This window comes from Achromobacter sp. D10 (genome assembly GCF_035282245.1).
GTDB classification, from domain to species: Bacteria; Pseudomonadota; Gammaproteobacteria; order Burkholderiales; family Burkholderiaceae_B; genus Achromobacter; species Achromobacter insolitus.
Genome location: NZ_JAYJLE010000013.1, coordinates 77,511 through 94,201 on the forward strand (window position 1 = coordinate 77,511; position 16,691 = coordinate 94,201).

Below are 16,691 nucleotides of genomic sequence, written 5' to 3' on the forward strand. Positions count from 1 at the left end.
GGCGCCTGCTATGATTGCTGGATAAATATCCAGTCTTCCGGCCCGGCCGATGTTTCCCGCCTACCGTTACTACTATCTGCACAACTTCCAGCGCGCGCTGGCGTGGGTCGGTGACCGCTACGCCGACCTGCTGGACGACGGCGAACGCCGCTTCATGGCCGAGTTTCCAGCCCTGCCGCAGGCGTCCCAGGCCCTGATGGTGCGCATGCTGATGCGGCGAGGCCCCTGGTTCCGCGCCAGCCGGCTGGTCTACGAGGAAATCGGCGCGGCGGAAGTTGCCGCCGAGCCGCTGCTGGCGCTGGGGTGGTTGGATGCGCACGCGCCGATGACGCTGGACGAGTTGTTCGGCCTTTACACCAAGCCGGAGCTCAACCGCATGTTTGCCGGGGTCTGCGTCAAATCCGGATCCCGCAAGGCCGACCTGCTGGAGGCCGCCCGGACGGCAGGCGCAGCCCCGCGGCCATGCACGGACTGGAACCCTGGCGCGCAAGAGCCGGTCTGGCGCGTGACCGTCACAGACATCTGCGAACGCTTTCGCCTGATGTTCTTTGGCAACCTGCACCAGGACTGGTCGGAGTTCGTGCTGGCAGACCTGGGCGTGTTCCAGTATGAGACGGTGCCGTTCGACGCCACATCCCGAGCATTCCAGACGCGGGACGATGTGGACTGTTATCTGGCCTTGCACGCCTGCCGCGTGGCGCTGGACGAGGGCGCCGACCCTGACACGCTGATGCAGGCGGTGCAGGCCTGCGCCAGCGGCAATCCCTGGCTGGAAAAGCGCCGCGCCAAGGTTCTTTTGCGTATTGGGCAGGCTTGCGAGCGGGCGCAGGACTGGGACACTGCGCAACGCGCTTATGAAAGCAGTGCCTACCCGGGCGCGCGGCATCGCCGTATTCGCGTCTATGAGCGCATGGCGCGATACGGCGATGCCCTGGCCTTGGCCTTGCAGGCGCAGACTGCGCCCGAAAGCGAAGAAGAGGCCCAGCGCCTGGTGCGCATGTTGCCTCGCCTGCACCGTGGCGTCGGGCAGAGCGCGCCGGCGCGCGCGGCGGCGCCGGCTTTGCTGCGCACCGACCTGACACTGGCGCGGCCGGCGGAGCCCGCCTCGGTGGAATTCGTCACGCGCGATCACCTGCACCGGGACGACGCGCCCGTGCATTACGTGGAAAATGCGCTGATCAATTCGCTGTTCGGGCTGCTGTGCTGGCCCGCGGTGTTCGCGCCCTTGCCGGGGGCTTTCTTCCATCCTTTCCAGCGCGGCCCGGCGGACCTGGACGCGCCGGATTTCCATCAGCGCCGCGCGGCGTTGTTCGCGCAATGCCTGGCGCAACTGGATACGCCTCACTATCGCGACTTGATCCTGCGGCGCTATGCGGACAAGTCGGGGCTGCAATCGCCCTTCGTGTTCTGGGGTTCCTTGTCCGAAGACTTGCTGAACCAGGCGCTGGACTGCCTGCCTGCCGCACATCTCAAGCTCTATTTCGAACGCCTCTTGCGCGACGTCAAGGCCAACCGGTCCGGCCTGCCTGACCTGGTCCGCTTCTGGCCGTCGGAACGCCGCTATGAGCTGATTGAGGTAAAAGGGCCGGGCGACAAGCTGCAGGACAACCAGATCCGCTGGCTGCAATATTGCGTGTCGCACGGCATGCCCGTGCGGGTATGCCACGTCAGTTGGCGTGAGGACGCCGCATGAGCTATGCCGTGGCGGTGCGGGCGTTATGCGAGTTCACGGCGCGCGCCGGTGACCTGGATCTGCGCTTCACCCCCGCGCCCACGGGCCTGGAGGGCATGGCGGGCCACGCGGCCGTGACCGCCCGCCGCGGGCCGGCGTACGAGACCGAAGTGGCGTTGTCAGGCCAGCATGAAGGCCTGCTGGTCCGCGGCCGCGCCGACGGCTATGACCCGGTGGCCAACCAGCTCGAAGAAATCAAGACCTATCGCGGCCGGCTGGACAGCGTGCGGGACAACCACCGCGCCGTGCATTGGGCGCAGGCGCGGGTGTATGGGCATCTGCTGTGCCAGGCGCGCGGGCTGGATAGCCTGCGCGTGGCGCTGGTGTATTTCAATGTGGTCACCGAGGAAGAGACCGTGCTGGTGGAAACGCACGAGGCTCCGGCGCTCGCTGCGTTCTTCCGCGAACAATGCGCGCGTTTCCTGGCCTGGGCCGCCGCAGAACTGGAACACCGGCAGGCGCGCGACGCGGCACTGGAGCAACTGGCGTTTCCGCATGGCGAATTCCGCGCCGGGCAGCGCGACCTGGCCGTGGCCGCCTACCGCACGGCGCGGGACGGCGGCTGCCTGATGGCGCAGGCGCCCACCGGCATAGGCAAGACGCTGGGCACGATATTTCCGTTGCTCAAGGCCAGCCCGGGCGCGGGCCTGGACAAGATTTTCTTCCTGGCGGCCAAGAGCCCGGGCCGCGGCCTGGCGCTGGAAGCGCTGGAAACCGTCAACGCGCAGCCCGCGGCGCCCGGACTGCGCGTGCTGGACCTGCAGGCGCGCGACAAGACCTGCGTACACCCGGACCTGGCCTGCCATGGGGAGTCCTGCCCGCTGGCCCAGGGCTTCTACGACCGTCTGCCGCAGGCGCGCGAGGCGGCGCTCGCGCACGCGCGGCTGGATGCTGCCACGGTGGCGGCGGCCGCGCGTGAGCATCAGGTCTGCCCGTATTACCTGTCGCAGGAGCTGATCCGCTGGAGCGACGTCGTGGTGGGCGACTACAACTACTACTACGATGCCACGGCGATGCTGTACGCCATGACGCAGGCGTATCAGTGGAAGGTGGCTGTGCTCGTGGACGAGGCGCACAATCTGGTCGACCGGGCCCGCCGCATGTACACCGGCGAACTGGACCAGGCCTCGCTGGCGGCGGCGCGCTATGCCGCGCCCAAGGCCCTGAAGAAGTCCCTGGACGGCTTGCAGCGTTCCTGGAACGCGCTGAACAAAAAACAGGCGGAGCGCTATCAGGCCTATGACGACGTCGCAGCCGGCGTGCTGGCCGCGGTGCAGAAGGCGGTGGGCGCAATCATGGATCACATGGCGGAATCGCCGCTGCCGCAGGATGATCCGGTGCTGGCGTTCTACTTCGAGGCCCTGCAATTCATGCGGCTGGCCGAGCAGTTCGGTTCGCATGCGCTGTTCGACGTGACCCTTTCGGACGCAAGCGCCGCCGGCGCCAAGACGCGGCCGTCCGTGCTGTGCGTGCGCAATGTGATTCCTGCGCCGTATCTGGCGGCGCGTTATGCGGCGGCACACGCCACGGTGCTGTTCTCCGGCACGCTCAGTCCGCAGCAGTTCTACCGTGACACGCTGGGTCTGCCAGCGGCCACGCCCTGGCTGGACGTGGCCGCGCCGTTCCAGGCCGAGCAACTGGCGGTGCGGGTGGTGGGCAATGTCTCTACGCGCTATCGGGATCGCGAGCGTTCACTGGCGCCCATCGTCGAGCTGATTGCGCGCCAGTACGAGGAAAGGCCCGGGAACTACCTGGGCTTTCTCAGCAGCTTCGATTACCTGCGGCAGGTGGCCGACCTGATGCGCGAACGCCATCCCTCGGTGCCGATCTGGCTGCAGACCCCCGGCATGGACGAGGCCGGCCGCGCCGCGTTCCTGGCGCGTTTCACCGAGACGGGGCAGGGCGTGGGCTTCGCGGTGCTGGGCGGAGCTTTCTCCGAAGGCGTGGATCTGCCAGGCAAGCGGCTGATCGGCGCTTTCATCGCCACGCTGGGGCTGCCTCAGGTGAACCCCGTGAACGAAAACATGAAGCGCGCCATGGACCAGCGGTATGGGGTAGACAAGGGCTACGACTACACCTATCTCTACCCGGGCATGCAGAAAGTGGTGCAGGCGGCGGGCCGTGTCATCCGTACCGAGCACGACGTGGGCACGGTGCACCTGATCGATGACCGCTACCGGCGCGCCAAGGTGCGCGGCCTGCTGCCCGGCTGGTGGCGCGTGGATTGATCAGGCCGGGCGCAGTTCCGTCAGCGGCTGGCTGGGGTCGCGGCTGAGCTGGTAGCCGTACCACAGGCTGCGCGCCATGCGCTTGGCCATTTCCTGGGCCGCGTCGGCCAGCGCGCGGTTGGGCAGGGCGTCCGTGGTTGCCCGCCACAGCGCCAGCCAGCGCTCGAACAATTCGGCGCTCAGGTTCGGCATGGCGGCGTGCTTGGGCATGGGCATGCCGGTAAACCGACGGGTGCCCAGCAACACCGCGGACCAGAAATCCGACAGCGTCGCCAGGTGCTCGTCCCAATCATGCACCTGGCTATTGAAGACCGGGCCCAGCTGCGCGTCGGCGCGCGCCTTGCCATAGAAGGTGTGCACCAGGTCGCGGATTTCGGCTTCTGTGCAAATGTCTTCGGCTGGGGTCAAGGTCGTCTCCTGTGGGGCGGAAGGCGATCTTAGGTCGAGTCTGCCAGCCCGCGGTTTGATCTGGCGCAAGTTTTCAGGCGCGCGTCGCGCGCGAACGCCGCGAGCGCGGCGCCTTCCGTTTGCGTAATATTGTCTGCCTGCGCGGCCGGCGTTCGGCTCGCGTCACCCGATAAGACAGCGCGCCCGGAACTCGCGGCGCCACAAGGAGACCCGCATGACCCTCGCAGCCCCGGCCGCCGCCGATGCATTGAACGACATCGTGGCCATGCCCGCCCACGCGCTGTCCGAGGCGATCCGGCAGCGGCAGGTTTCCTGCCGGGAGGTCATGACCGCCTATCTGTCGCACATCGACCGGATCAATCCCAAGCTGAACGCCATTGTCGCCCGGCGCGACAGCGACGAACTGCTGCGCGAAGCCGACGAGCGCGACGCCCAACTGGCGGCCGGCCAATGGCTGGGCTGGCTGCATGGCATGCCGCAGGCGCCCAAGGACCTGACGGCGGTGCGCGGCATGGTCACGTCCATGGGCTCGCTCGTCTACAAGGATCAGGTCACGGCGCACGACTCCATCATCATCGAGCGGATGCGCGCGGCCGGCGCCATCTTTATCGGCCGCAGCAATGTGCCGGAGTTCGGCCTGGGTTCGCATACCTATAACCAGGTGTACGGCACCACGGGCAACCCTTACGATCCGTCCAGGACCGCGGGCGGTAGCAGCGGCGGGGCGGCCGCGGCGCTGGCCGCCCGCATGCTGCCGGTGGCGGACGGCAGCGATTTCGGCGGTTCGCTGCGCAATCCCGCGGCGTTCTGCAACGTCTATGGCATGCGGCCGTCGGCCGGCCGCGTGCCTTACGGGCCGTCGACCGAGGTGTTCCTCAAGCAGCTCGCGTATGAAGGACCCATGGGGCGTTCGCCGCGGGACGTGGCCCTGCTGCTGTCCGTGATGGCGGGCCCCGACCGCCGCGTGCCGTTGTCCCTGACCGGCGATCCGGCGCAGTTCGCCCAAGCTCTGGATGCCGACTTGCGCGGCAAACGCGTCGGCTGGTTGGGGGACTGGGAGGGTTATCTGCCGATGGAGGCGGGCGTCCTGGAACTGTGCGAGCTGGCCCTCGCGGACTTGACGCTGGCAGGTTGCGAGACGGTCGATTACCAGGTGCCGTTCGCTGGCGAACGCCTTTGGCGGATCTGGCTGGCGCATCGCCACCTCATGGTTGGGGGGCAGCTCCACCCGCTGGTCCACAACCCGGAGACGCGCAAGCTGGTCAAGCCGGCCGTGGTCTGGGAGGTGGAAGGGCTGGAAGGCATGACGGCCCGGCAGGTCTACCAGGCGACCGAAGAGCGCAGCGCCTGGTACCAGACGGTGCTGCGCATGTTTGAGGACGTGGACTACCTGGCGGTGCCTTCGGCGCAGGTATTCCCCTTCGATGCGGCGCTGGACTGGCCCAAGGAAATCGGCGGGCGTCCGATGGACACCTATCACCGCTGGATGGAAACGGTCACGCCCTGGACGCTGGCGGGCTGCCCGGTGATCAGCGTGCCCGTGGGATTCAACGCTGCGGGGCTGCCCATGGGCATGCAATTGATCGGGCCGCCGCAGGCCGACCTGGCCGTGCTGCAACTGGCGCACGCCTACGGCCAGGCCCGCGATTGGGTTGAATCCCGTCCACCGGCGGCACTCTGGGGTAAAACCCCCTGAAAAAGGGTTCGGTACGCATTGTTGCGGGAAAAGACAAGCCCTTGTAAGAGGGCTTTGCTTTTTTCCGACGACAACCGTCATATTTGGTGCAATTTCGGCCTTTCCCGTGGCTGGCGGGCCTCGCCTTTGCAATAATTGTCAACCAACTCACAACATCCCGTAATAAATGGACAGCCTTGTGTCCCTGGTTTGGTTCCAGAATATTTCGGTCCAATCGACGAGTTGAATTTGCATAGAGGTTTTCCGGCATGAAGAATCTGACACTACGCCAGCGCATCCTGGCCAGCTTCCTGGCGATCCTGGCCATCATGGCGTTGATGGTGGTGATGGATTACCGGCGGCTGCTGGTCATCGAGTCGGAAGTCGACCTGATCAATAACGACGCCGTCCCCGGCATCTACTACAGCACCTCGATCCGCGCCTCGTGGTTCGCCGGCTTCGTGGTGGTGCAGGACGCCTTCAATATGGAGACCGAGCAGGAGCGGCGCAACGTCCTGGATGCGCTGCCGCAGAACGATCAGCTGCTCGAGGACCATATCGCGCAGTACCGTCGCACCATTGCGCGCGAGGACGACAGCCGGATGTTCCAGGATTTCGAAAAGGAACTGCAGGATTACAAGCGCATCCGCGCATTGATCCTGGCGCCCGCCACACTGGCCGACCCGGCTCGGGCGCAAGCCCTGATCAAGGCCGAACTGCGGCCCGCCTTCTACAAGGGCCGCGATATCCTGGCCAAGATGGTGTCGGAGAACAAAAAGCAGGCGGACGAAGCCGCCGTCGCCATCAAGCAATCCGTGGACAGTGCTGAAGTGCGCATGCTGGTGTCCCTGGCGCTGGCCATCGTGGCCGCCATCATTTGCGGCATTCTGCTGATGCGCGCCATCGCCAACCCCATGCGCGCCATCGTCAAGACCCTTGAGGCCACGGGAGGCGGCGACCTCACTCGGCGCCTGACGCTGGCGCGCAAGGATGAGTTCAATGCCATCGAATCGGGTTTCAACGGCATGGTGGATGAACTGACCGGCCTGGTCGGCAAGACCCAGCGCTCGGCGGTGCAAGTGGCCACCTCGGTTACCGAGATCGCGGCGACTTCCAAGCAACAGCAAGCCACCGCCTCTGAAGTGGCTGCGACCACGACCGAGATCGGCGTCACCTCGCGGGAAATTTCCGCGACCTCGCGCGAGCTGGTCCGCACCATGGCCGAAGTGTCGGGCGCTGCCGAGCAGACCGCGGCGCTGGCGGGTAGCGGCCAGGTGGGGCTGGCGCGCATGGAAGACACCATGCGCAACGTCGTGGGCGCGGCGGGTTCGGTCAATGCCAAGCTGGCGATCCTGAACGAGAAAGCCGGAAATATCACACAAGTAGTAACCACAATCACGAAGGTGGCGGACCAGACGAATCTGCTTTCGCTGAACGCCGCGATCGAGGCCGAGAAGGCCGGCGAGTATGGCCGCGGCTTCGTGGTGGTGGCGACCGAGATCCGCCGTCTGGCGGACCAGACCGCCGTCGCTACCTACGACATCGAGCAGATGGTGCGCGAAATCCAGTCGTCCGTGTCGGCGGGCGTCATGGGCATGGACAAGTTCTCGGAAGAGGTCCGGCGCGGCATGGCCGACATGCAGCAGGTGGGCGATCAGCTGTCGCAGATCATTCAGCAGGTGCAGACGCTGGCGCCGCGCGTGCAGATGGTCAACGAGGGCATGCAGGCGCAGGCCACCGGCGCCGAACAGATCAACCAGGCGCTGCAGCAGCTGAGCGACGCCGCCCAGCAGACCGTGGAATCTCTGCGCCAGTCCACGCTGGCGATCGAAGAGCTGAACCTGGTGGCCAACGATTTGCGCAGCGGCGTTTCGCGTTTCAAGGTGTGATGGCAGCCATGGCGCAGCGCGCTCCCTCCGCCGCGGCCGGACGCCGGCTGTACCTGCTGTTCCGCATCGGCGGCGACCGCTACGCGCTGGACGCGAGCGGCATCGTCGAGGTGCTGGGCCTGCGAGAGCTGAAGCAGGTGCCGGGCGCGCCGGCCTGGGTAGCGGGCGTGCTGGACCGCCGCGGGGTACCCGTGCCGGTCATCGACATGAGCGCGCTGGCGGGTGGCCATGCCGCCGCGGCCGTTACCAGCACCCGCCTGGCGCTGGTGCGCTACCAGACGAGCCCCGCAGCAGCGGAGCATTTGCTGGGGCTGATCCTGGAGCAGGCGACCGAAACCGTGCATTACGATCCCGCTGCCTTTCAGTCCGGCGGCCTGGACAATCCGGACGCCCGCTATCTGGGGCCGGTACTCAGCGATGCCGGCGGCATGGTGCAGGCGGTCAATGTGGACGACCTGCTGCCGGCGCCTGTGCGCGCGCGCTTGTTTCCCGATGATGCCGGCGGCGTGGCGCGCGGGGCGCGGCCATGATGCTCATCGACGATTTCAGCGCCTTGCTCAAGCGGCGCATGGGCCTGGACAGCGGTTCCATCGGCAAGGCCGCGGTTGAGCGGGCGGTGCGCCGCAGAATGGGCATTGCCGGCATCGCCGATGAGCAGGACTATCTGTGGCAGGTGCAGGCTTCCCCGGTTGAAATGCAGCAGCTGATCGAAGCGGTCATCGTGCCGGAGACCTGGTTCTTCCGCTATCCGGAATCGCAGGCGGCCATGGCCGCGCTGGCGCGCGCGCGCCTGTATGCCCCTGGCGCGGAGGGCCGCGTGCTGCGCGTGCTGAGCGTGCCGTGTTCCAGCGGCGAGGAACCGTACTCCATCGCCATGGCGCTGCTGGACGCGGGTGTCGCGGCCGAACGTTTCCAGATCGACGCGGTCGACATCAGCGTGCGCATGGTCGAATTCGCGCAGCGCGCCCTGTACGGCCGCAATTCGTTCCGAGGGGAAGAGCTCGGCTACCGCGACCGCTATTTTTCCGAAACGGCTGACGGCCATCAATTGGCAGCCCAGGTGGTCGGGCAGGTGCGTTTCCGCCCGGGCAATCTGTTCGATCCCGATCTGCTGGCCGGGGTTGCGCCCTATGACTTCGTGTTCTGCCGCAACCTGCTCATCTATTTCGACTCGGCCACCCAGGAACGCGCCGTGCAGCTGCTGCGCGGGTTCACGCGCGACGACGGCGTGCTTTTTGTGGGGCCGGCCGAAACCACGCTGCTGACCAGTCGCCGGTTGCCCGCGGTGGCGATGGCGCGCTCGTTCGCATTTCTGGCCAAGCCGCTGCCGCCGCCCGCAGCGCCTGTCGCCGCGCCGGCCGCGGCACGGCCCATCGTGCACAGCTGGACTCCGCCCAGGCGGCCGCTGGCCCAGGCGCCGGCGCCCGGCCTGCCGGTGCCCCATGCCCCCATTCCCGCTGCGCCTGCCGCGTCGTCGGCCGCGCCAGACGGCGCGCAGGCGTCCTTGCGCCACATCGCAACGCTGGCCGACCAGGGGCGGGTACAGGACGCCATGGCGCAGTGCCGGGCGCATATCCAGAGTCATGGCGCCAGCGCGCAGGCCCTGTACCTGCAGGGCCTGCTGCAGGACGCGACGGGCGACGTGCGGCAGGCGCAGGCGGCGTACCGCAAGGCGCTTTATCTGGACCCGACGCATCGCGAGGCTCTTTTGCACCTCGCCGCACTGGTAGCCTCGGATGGCGACCACGAAGCGGCCCGCCGCCTGCAGGCGCGCGCGGCGCGCGGGGAGGCGCGACGTGGCTGAGACGATAAGCGCGCTGTCCGACGTGGACGATTGCTGGAACCGTATCGGTATCCGCGGCGACAAGAGCTGCGGACAGTTGCCGGAACACGTGCATTGCCGCAACTGTCCGGTGTATGCCGCGGCGGCCAAGCGCATCCTCGACCGCCTGCCGCCGCAGATGGACGAGGTGGACGGGGGCGCGGCCGAGGTCGTTGGCGCCAATCTGTCTTCGCTGCTGGTGTTTCGCGTGCATCGTGAATGGCTGGGGTTGCCGACGCGGGCCCTGGACGAAGTGGCCGGCACCCGCCGCATCCTGAGCCTGCCGCATCGCCGCGATCCGGCCATGCTGGGCGTGACCAACGTGCGCGGCTCGCTGACGGTATGCGTGTCGCTGGCGCGCCTGCTGGGCCTGGAAGCCGCGGCGGATACATCGCGCGAGCGGCCGGTTACCGCGCGCATGCTGATCCTGGGCGGGGCAGGCCGGGCGGTGGTGGCGCCGGTGGACGAGGTCGAGGGCATCCACGCCGTCGATCTGGAACAACTGGAACCCCTGCCGGCGACCGTGGAGGGCGCAAGCTTGAAGTATTCGCGCGGCATGGTCCGCTGCGGCAGCCGCGCGGTAGGCGTATTGGATGAAACCTTGCTGATGCAAGCGTTGGAACGGAGTCTGGCGTGAATCCGGAACAGATGCGCGATGCCTCGCTCCTGGAGCTGTTCCAGCTCGAAACCCGCACCCAGGTGCAGGTGCTGAACAACGGTTTGCTGGCGCTGGAGCACGATCCGACCTCGGCGCCGCAGCTGGAAGCCTGCATGCGGGCGGCGCATTCGCTCAAGGGCGCCGCCCGCATTGTCGACCTGCATCCGGCGGTGCGCATCGCGCACGCCATGGAGGACTGCCTGGTCGAAGCGCGTGAGGGCCGCCTGCGTTTGCAAGCGGCTGATATCGACGCCTTGTTGCTGGGCGCGGACCTGCTGCAGCGGGTGGCGACGCCGGGCGCGGAGTTGGGCAGCGAGATCGACGAGCTGGTGGAGCGCCTGAGCAACGCGCCGCACACGCCGCCGGCCGCGGCCTCGGTACCCAAGCCGTCGGATTTCCTGCCGCCGATTCCGGCCATGGACGAACCGCCCGCCGCCGTGTTGCAACGGCGCAGTTCCGATCTGGGGCTGGGCGAGGGCGAGCGGGTGTTGCGCGTGACGGCCGACACGCTCAATAAATTGCTGGGACTGTCCAGCGAGACGCTGGTGGAGTCGCATTGGATCGGACCCTTCGGCTCCTCGATGCTGCGCTTGAAGCGCATGCAGGCAGGGGCAGTGCAGGCGTTGGATGGCGTGCGGGCCGCGCTGGCCGGACAGGTCCTGGACGCGCAAGCGCAGGCGGCGTTGGACGATGCGCTGCGCATCGTCGAACAATGCCAGCAGGAGCTCTCGCAGCGCACCAGCGAGGTCGACGAATTCGGCTGGCGCATGGGCCATCTTGCCCAGCGCTTGTACGACACCGCGCTGGCTTGCCGCATGCGGCCGTTTGGCGACGGGGTGGGCGGCATGGCGCGCATGGTGCGAGACATAGGCCGCGCGCTGGGCAAGCAGGTGCGGCTGGAAATCGAAGGCGAGTCCACCCAGGTGGATCGTGACATCCTGGAAAAGCTGGATGCGCCGCTGATGCATCTGCTGCGCAACGCGGTGGACCACGGCATCGAAATGCCGCAGGAACGCCTGGCGGCGGGCAAGCCGGCCGAAGGCCTGATCCGCTTGTCGGCGCGCCACGCGGCCGGCATGTTGCTGATCGAACTGAGCGACGACGGCGCCGGCATATCGCTGGACCGCCTGCGCACGGAAGTGGCGCAGCGCAAGCTGGCCAGCGCGGAAACCGCGGCGCGGCTTACCGAGGCCGAGCTGCTGGAGTTCCTGTTCCTGTCGGGATTCAGCACGCGCGGCGAGGTCACCGAGATTTCGGGGCGCGGCGTGGGCCTGGACGTGGTGCAGACCATGGTGCGCCAGCTGCGCGGCGCGGTGCGCATCCAGCAGCATACGGGCCAGGGCACGCGCTTCATGCTGGAAATGCCCCTGTCCCTGTCGGTGGTGCGCAGCCTGCTGGTCGAGGTGCAGGACGAGATCTACGCTTTTCCGCTGGCCTACGTGAACCATGCGCTGCAGGTGCGCGCGCAGGACATCGAACAGCTGGAGGGGCATCAGCATTTCCGTTTCATGGACCGCCAGATCGGATTGGTGTCCGCGCGCCAGATCCTGCGCAAGAGCGGGTCCGCGCCGGCATCCGAGACGGTGTGCGTGGTGTTGATCGGCGACCATGACAGGCTTTACGGCATCGCCGTGGACCGCTACGTGGGCGAGCGCACGCTGGTGGTGCAGCCGCTGGACCCGCGCCTGGGCAAGGTGCAGGACGTGATGGCGGGCGCCTTGATGGATGACGGCACGCCGTTGCTGATCCTCGACGTGGAAGACATGCTGGTGTCGGTGCAGAAGCTCGTGGAGGGCGGACAGCTGACGCGGGTGGATGGCGCGGGCGCGGCCGAGCAGACACGCAGGCGCAAGCGCGTGCTGGTGGTTGACGATTCCCTCACGGTGCGCGAACTGGAGCGCAAGCTGTTGGTGAACCGCGGCTACGACGTTGCCGTGGCGGTGGACGGCATGGACGGCTGGAACATGTTGCGCGGTGAGGCTTTCGACCTGGTCGTGACCGATGTCGACATGCCGCGCATGGACGGCATCGAGCTCGTGTCGCGCATCAAGGCCGACCCCAAGTTGCAGGGGCTGCCCGTGATGGTGGTGTCGTACAAGGACCGGGAAGAGGACAGGAGGCGCGGGCTGGACGCTGGCGCCGACTACTATCTGGCCAAGGGCAGCTTCCATGATGATGCGCTGCTCGAGGCCGTGGAAGACTTGATCGGAAAGGCTCACACGTGAGAGTCGGAATCGTCAACGACATGCCGATGGCAGTCGAAGTGCTGCGGCGCGCCATTGCGCTGGAACCCGGGCTGGATGTCGCCTGGGTCGCTGTCAACGGCCAGGAGGCCGTGGACCTGTGTGCGCGTGACCGTCCGGACGTGGTGCTGATGGATCTCATCATGCCCATCATGGACGGCGTGGAGGCCACGCGCCGCATCATGGCGGAAACGCCGTGCGCCATCGTGGTGGTCACCGCCGACGTGGCGCGCCATACCTCGCGCGTGTTCGACGCCATGGGCCACGGCGCGCTCGACGCGGCCGATACGCCGGTGGTTGGCGGCGCGGACATGCGCACGGCTGCGGCGCCGCTGCTGCGCAAGATACGGAACGTGGGCTGGCTCATCGGCCGCTACGGCAAGCGTCCCGCCTTGACTCCCGTGGCGCGGCCCATGCCGCAGGCGGACGCCAAGCGCTTGCTGGTCATCGGCGCCTCGGCGGGCGGTCCGCCGGCCCTGGCGCAGCTGCTCAAGGGCATTCCGCCGGCGTTTCCCGCCGGCATCGTGCTGGTGCAGCACGTGGACGCCTCGTTCGCCGCGGGCATGGCGGACTGGCTCAACGAACAGGCGCCGCTGCCTGTCAGGTTGGTGCGCGAGGGCGAATGGCCAGAGCCCGGCCAGATCCTGCTGGCCGGCACCGGCGACCATCTGCATATGCTGGCGGACGGCACGCTGCGTTACACCGAGAACCCCAAGGAAAGCCTGTACCGGCCTTCCATCGATGTTTTTTTCCATAGCGTGGCGCAGCACTGGCGCGGCATGGCAGTCGGCGTGCTGCTGACGGGCATGGGCCAGGACGGCGCGCGCGGGCTGAAGGCGCTGCGCGAGCGCGGCTACCTGACGATTGCGCAGGATCAGGCCTCCAGCGCCGTCTACGGCATGCCCAAGGCCGCGGCGGCCATGCAGGCCGCAGTGGAAATCAGCCCATTGGACCAAATCGCTCCCCGCTTGATCCAGGCTTTTGCCTGAGCGGACGGACCTCGAGAGAATTCAAGGACTTACTATGCAACCTCCCATTGACAGCTCGGCCTCGGCGAACCTGCATTCGCATGCGGCCATGGTGTTGCTCGTCGACGACCAGGTGATGGTCGGCGAGGCCATCAGGCGGGCGTTGGCCACGGAGGGCAATATCGACTTCCACTATTGCTCGGATCCCGAAAAAGCCCTGACGGTGGCGATCCAGACCCGGCCCACGGTCATCCTGCAGGACTTGGTGCTGCCGGGAGTGGACGGCTTGAGCCTGGTACAGGAGTACCGCGGTCATCCCGTGACGCGCGACATCCCCATCATCGTCTTGTCCACCAAGGAAGATCCGGCGATCAAGAGCGCGGCCTTTGCCGCCGGCGCCAACGACTATCTGGTGAAGCTGCCCGATTCCATCGAGCTGGTGGCGCGCATCCGTTACCACTCGCGCTCCTATCTGGCGCTGGTGCAGCGCGACGAGGCCTACCAGGCCTTGCGCCAGAGCCAGCAACAGCTGCTGGAAAGCAATATGGAACTGCGCCGCCTGACCAATTCCGATGGCTTGACCGGCCTGGGCAACCGCCGCTATTTCGACGAATACCTCAACGCCGAATGGCAGCGCGCGCGACGCGACGGCCGCGAGATCAGCATGCTCATGATCGACGTGGACCACTTCAAGGCCTACAACGACACATACGGCCACATCGCGGGCGACGAAGCGCTCAAGCGGGTTGCCAATACCATCTTTGCCAGCTGCGACCGCTCGACCGACCTGGCGGCCCGCTTTGGCGGCGAGGAGTTTGCCCTGGTATTGCCCGGCACGCCGGCCGGCAGCGCGCGGCTCGCCGCCGAAAAGCTGCGCCGCGCGGTGGAGGCTTTGCAGATTCCGCAAAAGGACACGGGCGACGGCCCTTGGCTGACCGTCAGCATTGGCACGGCCACGGCCGTGCCCCAGGGCGAGCAGGCTTGCACCGACCTGATTCAGGTGGCTGACCGTGGCCTGTATCAGGCGAAGCGGCAGGGGCGCAACCGCGTCGTGCCCGGCGTGATGTAGCGTGCGGACAGGGGCGCGGGGTCTCAATGGCCCCTAGAGGTGCAGCCTCGTCGAGGACTTCACCTCGTGCATGGATAGCGTGCTCAGCAGCTCCTTGACCCCGGGCAAGGTGCGCAGGCGGCTGCGCACGAACTCCGAGTAGGCGTCGAAATCGCGCGCCACGATGTGCAGCAGATAGTCATGCTGCCCGGTGGTGTTGTGGCAGGCCAGGACCTCGGGCATGGCCTGCACGCTGGCTTCGAAGGCCTGGCAGGTCTTTTCCGTGTGGTTCTCCAGCGAGATGCTGACGAAGGCCACGACGCCGATGCCCAGCGCGCGGCGGTCCAGTACGGCCTGGTAACCCCGGATCACACCGGCGGACTCCAGCCGCTTCAAACGTTTCCAGCAAGGCGAGGCCGATAGCGAAACGCGTTCGGCCAATTCGGCATTGCTGAGCCGGCCATCTTCTTGAAGGATTTTCATGATTTTCCAATCGATCGCGTCAAGTTGATGTAACAAGGCAGAGTCTTTCATGGGTGGCCGTCAATAGGAAAGGTCATTTCGCATTATGGCGGTCTGGTGAGCGAAATGGAAAGAAACTTGCCCCGCCCTGTCGCCATACTTCCATGCAGCCCGAGGCGGCCGGCGCTATCGTCTCTGCATGCGTGACGCGCCTGCCCGGCGGCCCGTCCGGGCGCCCGGAATCCAGACAGAGAGGCACACCATGAGTTATTCCAGCTATCACAAGAAAGACATCTTCGGCCGCCCGCTGCACGCGGAAACGCAGATGATGTCCTACGGCTTCGACCCCTTTCTGTCGGAGGGCGCGGTCAAGCCGCCTGTGTTCCTGACATCGACTTTCGCATTCCGTTCGGCCGAGGACGGTGCGGCGTTTTTCGACCTGGTTTCGGGCCGCAAGCCCTTGCCCCAGGGCGAATCAGCGGGGCTGGTGTACAGCCGGTTCAATCATCCCAACCTGGAGATCGTCGAAGACCGCCTGGCCTTGCTGGACGGATCGGAAGACGCTGCGGTCACTTCCAGCGGCATGTCGGCGATCAGCGCGGTGTTCATGGCCTTTTTGCGGCCGGGCGACCAGCTGGTGCAGTCGGTGCCCTTGTATGGCGGCACGGAGACCTTGATTTCCAAGATCTTTCCGGAATGGGGCATAGGCTCGCACGCCATCGAGGACGGCCTGTCGGCCAAGAGCATGCGGGCGGCGCTGGAGGCCGCGGCGGCCCAGGGACCGGTGCGTCTCTTCTATGTGGAAACGCCGGCCAACCCGACCAATGCACTCATCGACTTCGAGGCCATGAAGAACGAGCTCGACGCGTTTGAAGCGCGGCATGGCTACCGTCCGGTGTCGGTGTGCGACAACACGCTGCTGGGACCGATCTTCCAGAAGCCGGCGGAGCACGGCGTGGATCTATGCGTGTATTCGCTGACCAAGTACGTGGGCGGCCATAGCGACCTGGTGGCGGGCGCCGTCACCGGCAGCAAGGCCCTCATCAAGAAGGTGCGCGCCATCCGCAGCGCGTTTGGCTCGCAGCTGGACCCGCATTCGTGCTGGATGATCACGCGTTCAATGGAGACGGTGGTATTGCGGATGAAACAGGCGGCGCGCACGGCGACCAAGGTGGCTCAGTGGCTATCAGGCAATCCGCTTGAAAAAGTGCGCATATTCCATCCCGAATTGATCAGTGACCGGGCCTACCAGGAGGTGTACAAGCGCCAATGCACGGGGCCGGGCTCGACCTTCGCTTTCGTGCTGGATGGCGGGCGCGCCAAGGCGTTCCGCTTCATCAACGCCTTGCACCTGTTCAAGTCGGCCGTCAGCCTGGGCGGCACCGAATCGCTGATCTGCCATCCGGCCTCGACTACGCATTCCGGCGTGCCGGCCGCCGAGCGCGATGCGGCTGGCGTGTCCGAAGGGCTGGTCCGCGTGTCGATCGGCCTGGAGCACGAGGAGGACCTGATCGCAGACATGGATCACGCTTTCCGCAACTGCTGAGCTGCGGCTGGC

At 66.7% G+C, this 16,691-nt stretch carries 13 protein-coding genes; 11 read left to right on the forward strand and 2 right to left on the reverse strand.

The annotated features are described in order from the left end of the window. Positions 1 to 49 precede the first annotated feature (49 nt). Positions 50 to 1,693: a VRR-NUC domain-containing protein gene (locus VCS63_RS25335; RefSeq protein WP_063639946.1), complete on the forward strand. Its 1,644-nt coding sequence runs from the start codon at positions 50 to 52 to the stop codon at positions 1,691 to 1,693. Continuing rightward, on the forward strand, positions 1,690 to 3,960 hold the full coding sequence (locus VCS63_RS25340; RefSeq protein ID WP_175200070.1) for an ATP-dependent DNA helicase: 2,271 nt from the start codon (positions 1,690 to 1,692) through the stop codon (positions 3,958 to 3,960). Before VCS63_RS25335 ends, VCS63_RS25340 begins: the two co-directional genes overlap by 4 nt. On the opposite strand, the gene VCS63_RS25345 is transcribed toward VCS63_RS25340, so the two are convergent. Beyond that, complete coding sequence (locus VCS63_RS25345) at positions 3,961 to 4,368, reverse strand: group III truncated hemoglobin (protein WP_042793891.1); 408 nt, start codon at positions 4,366 to 4,368, stop codon at positions 3,961 to 3,963. A gap of 214 nt (positions 4,369 to 4,582) precedes the next feature. On the opposite strand from VCS63_RS25345, the gene VCS63_RS25350 reads away from it, so the two are divergent. The 8 genes from VCS63_RS25350 to VCS63_RS25385 all read left to right on the forward strand — a co-directional run bounded on the left by VCS63_RS25350 (position 4,583) and on the right by VCS63_RS25385 (position 14,692). Further along, positions 4,583 to 6,064 carry an amidase gene (locus VCS63_RS25350; RefSeq protein WP_323881373.1) on the forward strand — a complete coding sequence of 494 codons (1,482 nt, stop codon included), beginning with the start codon at positions 4,583 to 4,585 and terminating at the stop codon, positions 6,062 to 6,064. Between the two features lie 248 nt (positions 6,065 to 6,312). Then, entirely contained in the window at positions 6,313 to 7,932 is a 1,620-nt protein-coding gene (locus VCS63_RS25355) for a methyl-accepting chemotaxis protein (RefSeq protein ID WP_323881375.1), read from the forward strand. Continuing rightward, the gene (locus VCS63_RS25360) at positions 7,932 to 8,462 is read left to right on the forward strand and encodes a chemotaxis protein CheW (RefSeq protein WP_063962349.1); all 531 of its coding nucleotides are present in this window, start codon (positions 7,932 to 7,934) and stop codon (positions 8,460 to 8,462) included. The genes VCS63_RS25355 and VCS63_RS25360 overlap by 1 nt, the downstream gene beginning before the upstream one ends. Further along, positions 8,459 to 9,736, forward strand: coding sequence for a CheR family methyltransferase (locus VCS63_RS25365; protein WP_112965697.1), 1,278 nt, complete (start codon positions 8,459 to 8,461; stop codon positions 9,734 to 9,736). The genes VCS63_RS25360 and VCS63_RS25365 overlap by 4 nt, the downstream gene beginning before the upstream one ends. Further along, positions 9,729 to 10,391 carry a chemotaxis protein CheW gene (locus tag VCS63_RS25370; protein WP_323881378.1) on the forward strand — a complete coding sequence of 221 codons (663 nt, stop codon included), beginning with the start codon at positions 9,729 to 9,731 and terminating at the stop codon, positions 10,389 to 10,391. Before VCS63_RS25365 ends, VCS63_RS25370 begins: the two co-directional genes overlap by 8 nt. After that, complete coding sequence (locus VCS63_RS25375) at positions 10,388 to 12,637, forward strand: hybrid sensor histidine kinase/response regulator (RefSeq protein WP_301884001.1); 2,250 nt, start codon at positions 10,388 to 10,390, stop codon at positions 12,635 to 12,637. Before VCS63_RS25370 ends, VCS63_RS25375 begins: the two co-directional genes overlap by 4 nt. Beyond that, positions 12,634 to 13,644 carry a chemotaxis response regulator protein-glutamate methylesterase gene (locus VCS63_RS25380; RefSeq protein ID WP_042793888.1) on the forward strand — a complete coding sequence of 337 codons (1,011 nt, stop codon included), beginning with the start codon at positions 12,634 to 12,636 and terminating at the stop codon, positions 13,642 to 13,644. Before VCS63_RS25375 ends, VCS63_RS25380 begins: the two co-directional genes overlap by 4 nt. A 34-nt stretch (positions 13,645 to 13,678) precedes the next feature. Beyond that, positions 13,679 to 14,692, forward strand: coding sequence for a response regulator (locus VCS63_RS25385; protein WP_042793887.1), 1,014 nt, complete (start codon positions 13,679 to 13,681; stop codon positions 14,690 to 14,692). Between the two features lie 33 nt (positions 14,693 to 14,725). Here VCS63_RS25385 and VCS63_RS25390 read toward each other — a convergent pair whose 3' ends face one another. Then, the gene (locus VCS63_RS25390) at positions 14,726 to 15,205 is read right to left on the reverse strand and encodes an Lrp/AsnC family transcriptional regulator (RefSeq protein ID WP_082884530.1); all 480 of its coding nucleotides are present in this window, start codon (positions 15,203 to 15,205) and stop codon (positions 14,726 to 14,728) included. A 190-nt stretch (positions 15,206 to 15,395) separates the two neighbouring features. Here VCS63_RS25390 and VCS63_RS25395 point away from each other — a divergent pair, with 190 nt between their 5' ends. Further along, the gene (locus VCS63_RS25395; RefSeq protein ID WP_063962351.1) at positions 15,396 to 16,679 is read left to right on the forward strand and encodes a cystathionine gamma-synthase family protein; all 1,284 of its coding nucleotides are present in this window, start codon (positions 15,396 to 15,398) and stop codon (positions 16,677 to 16,679) included. The last annotated feature ends 12 nt before the right edge of the window (positions 16,680 to 16,691 follow it).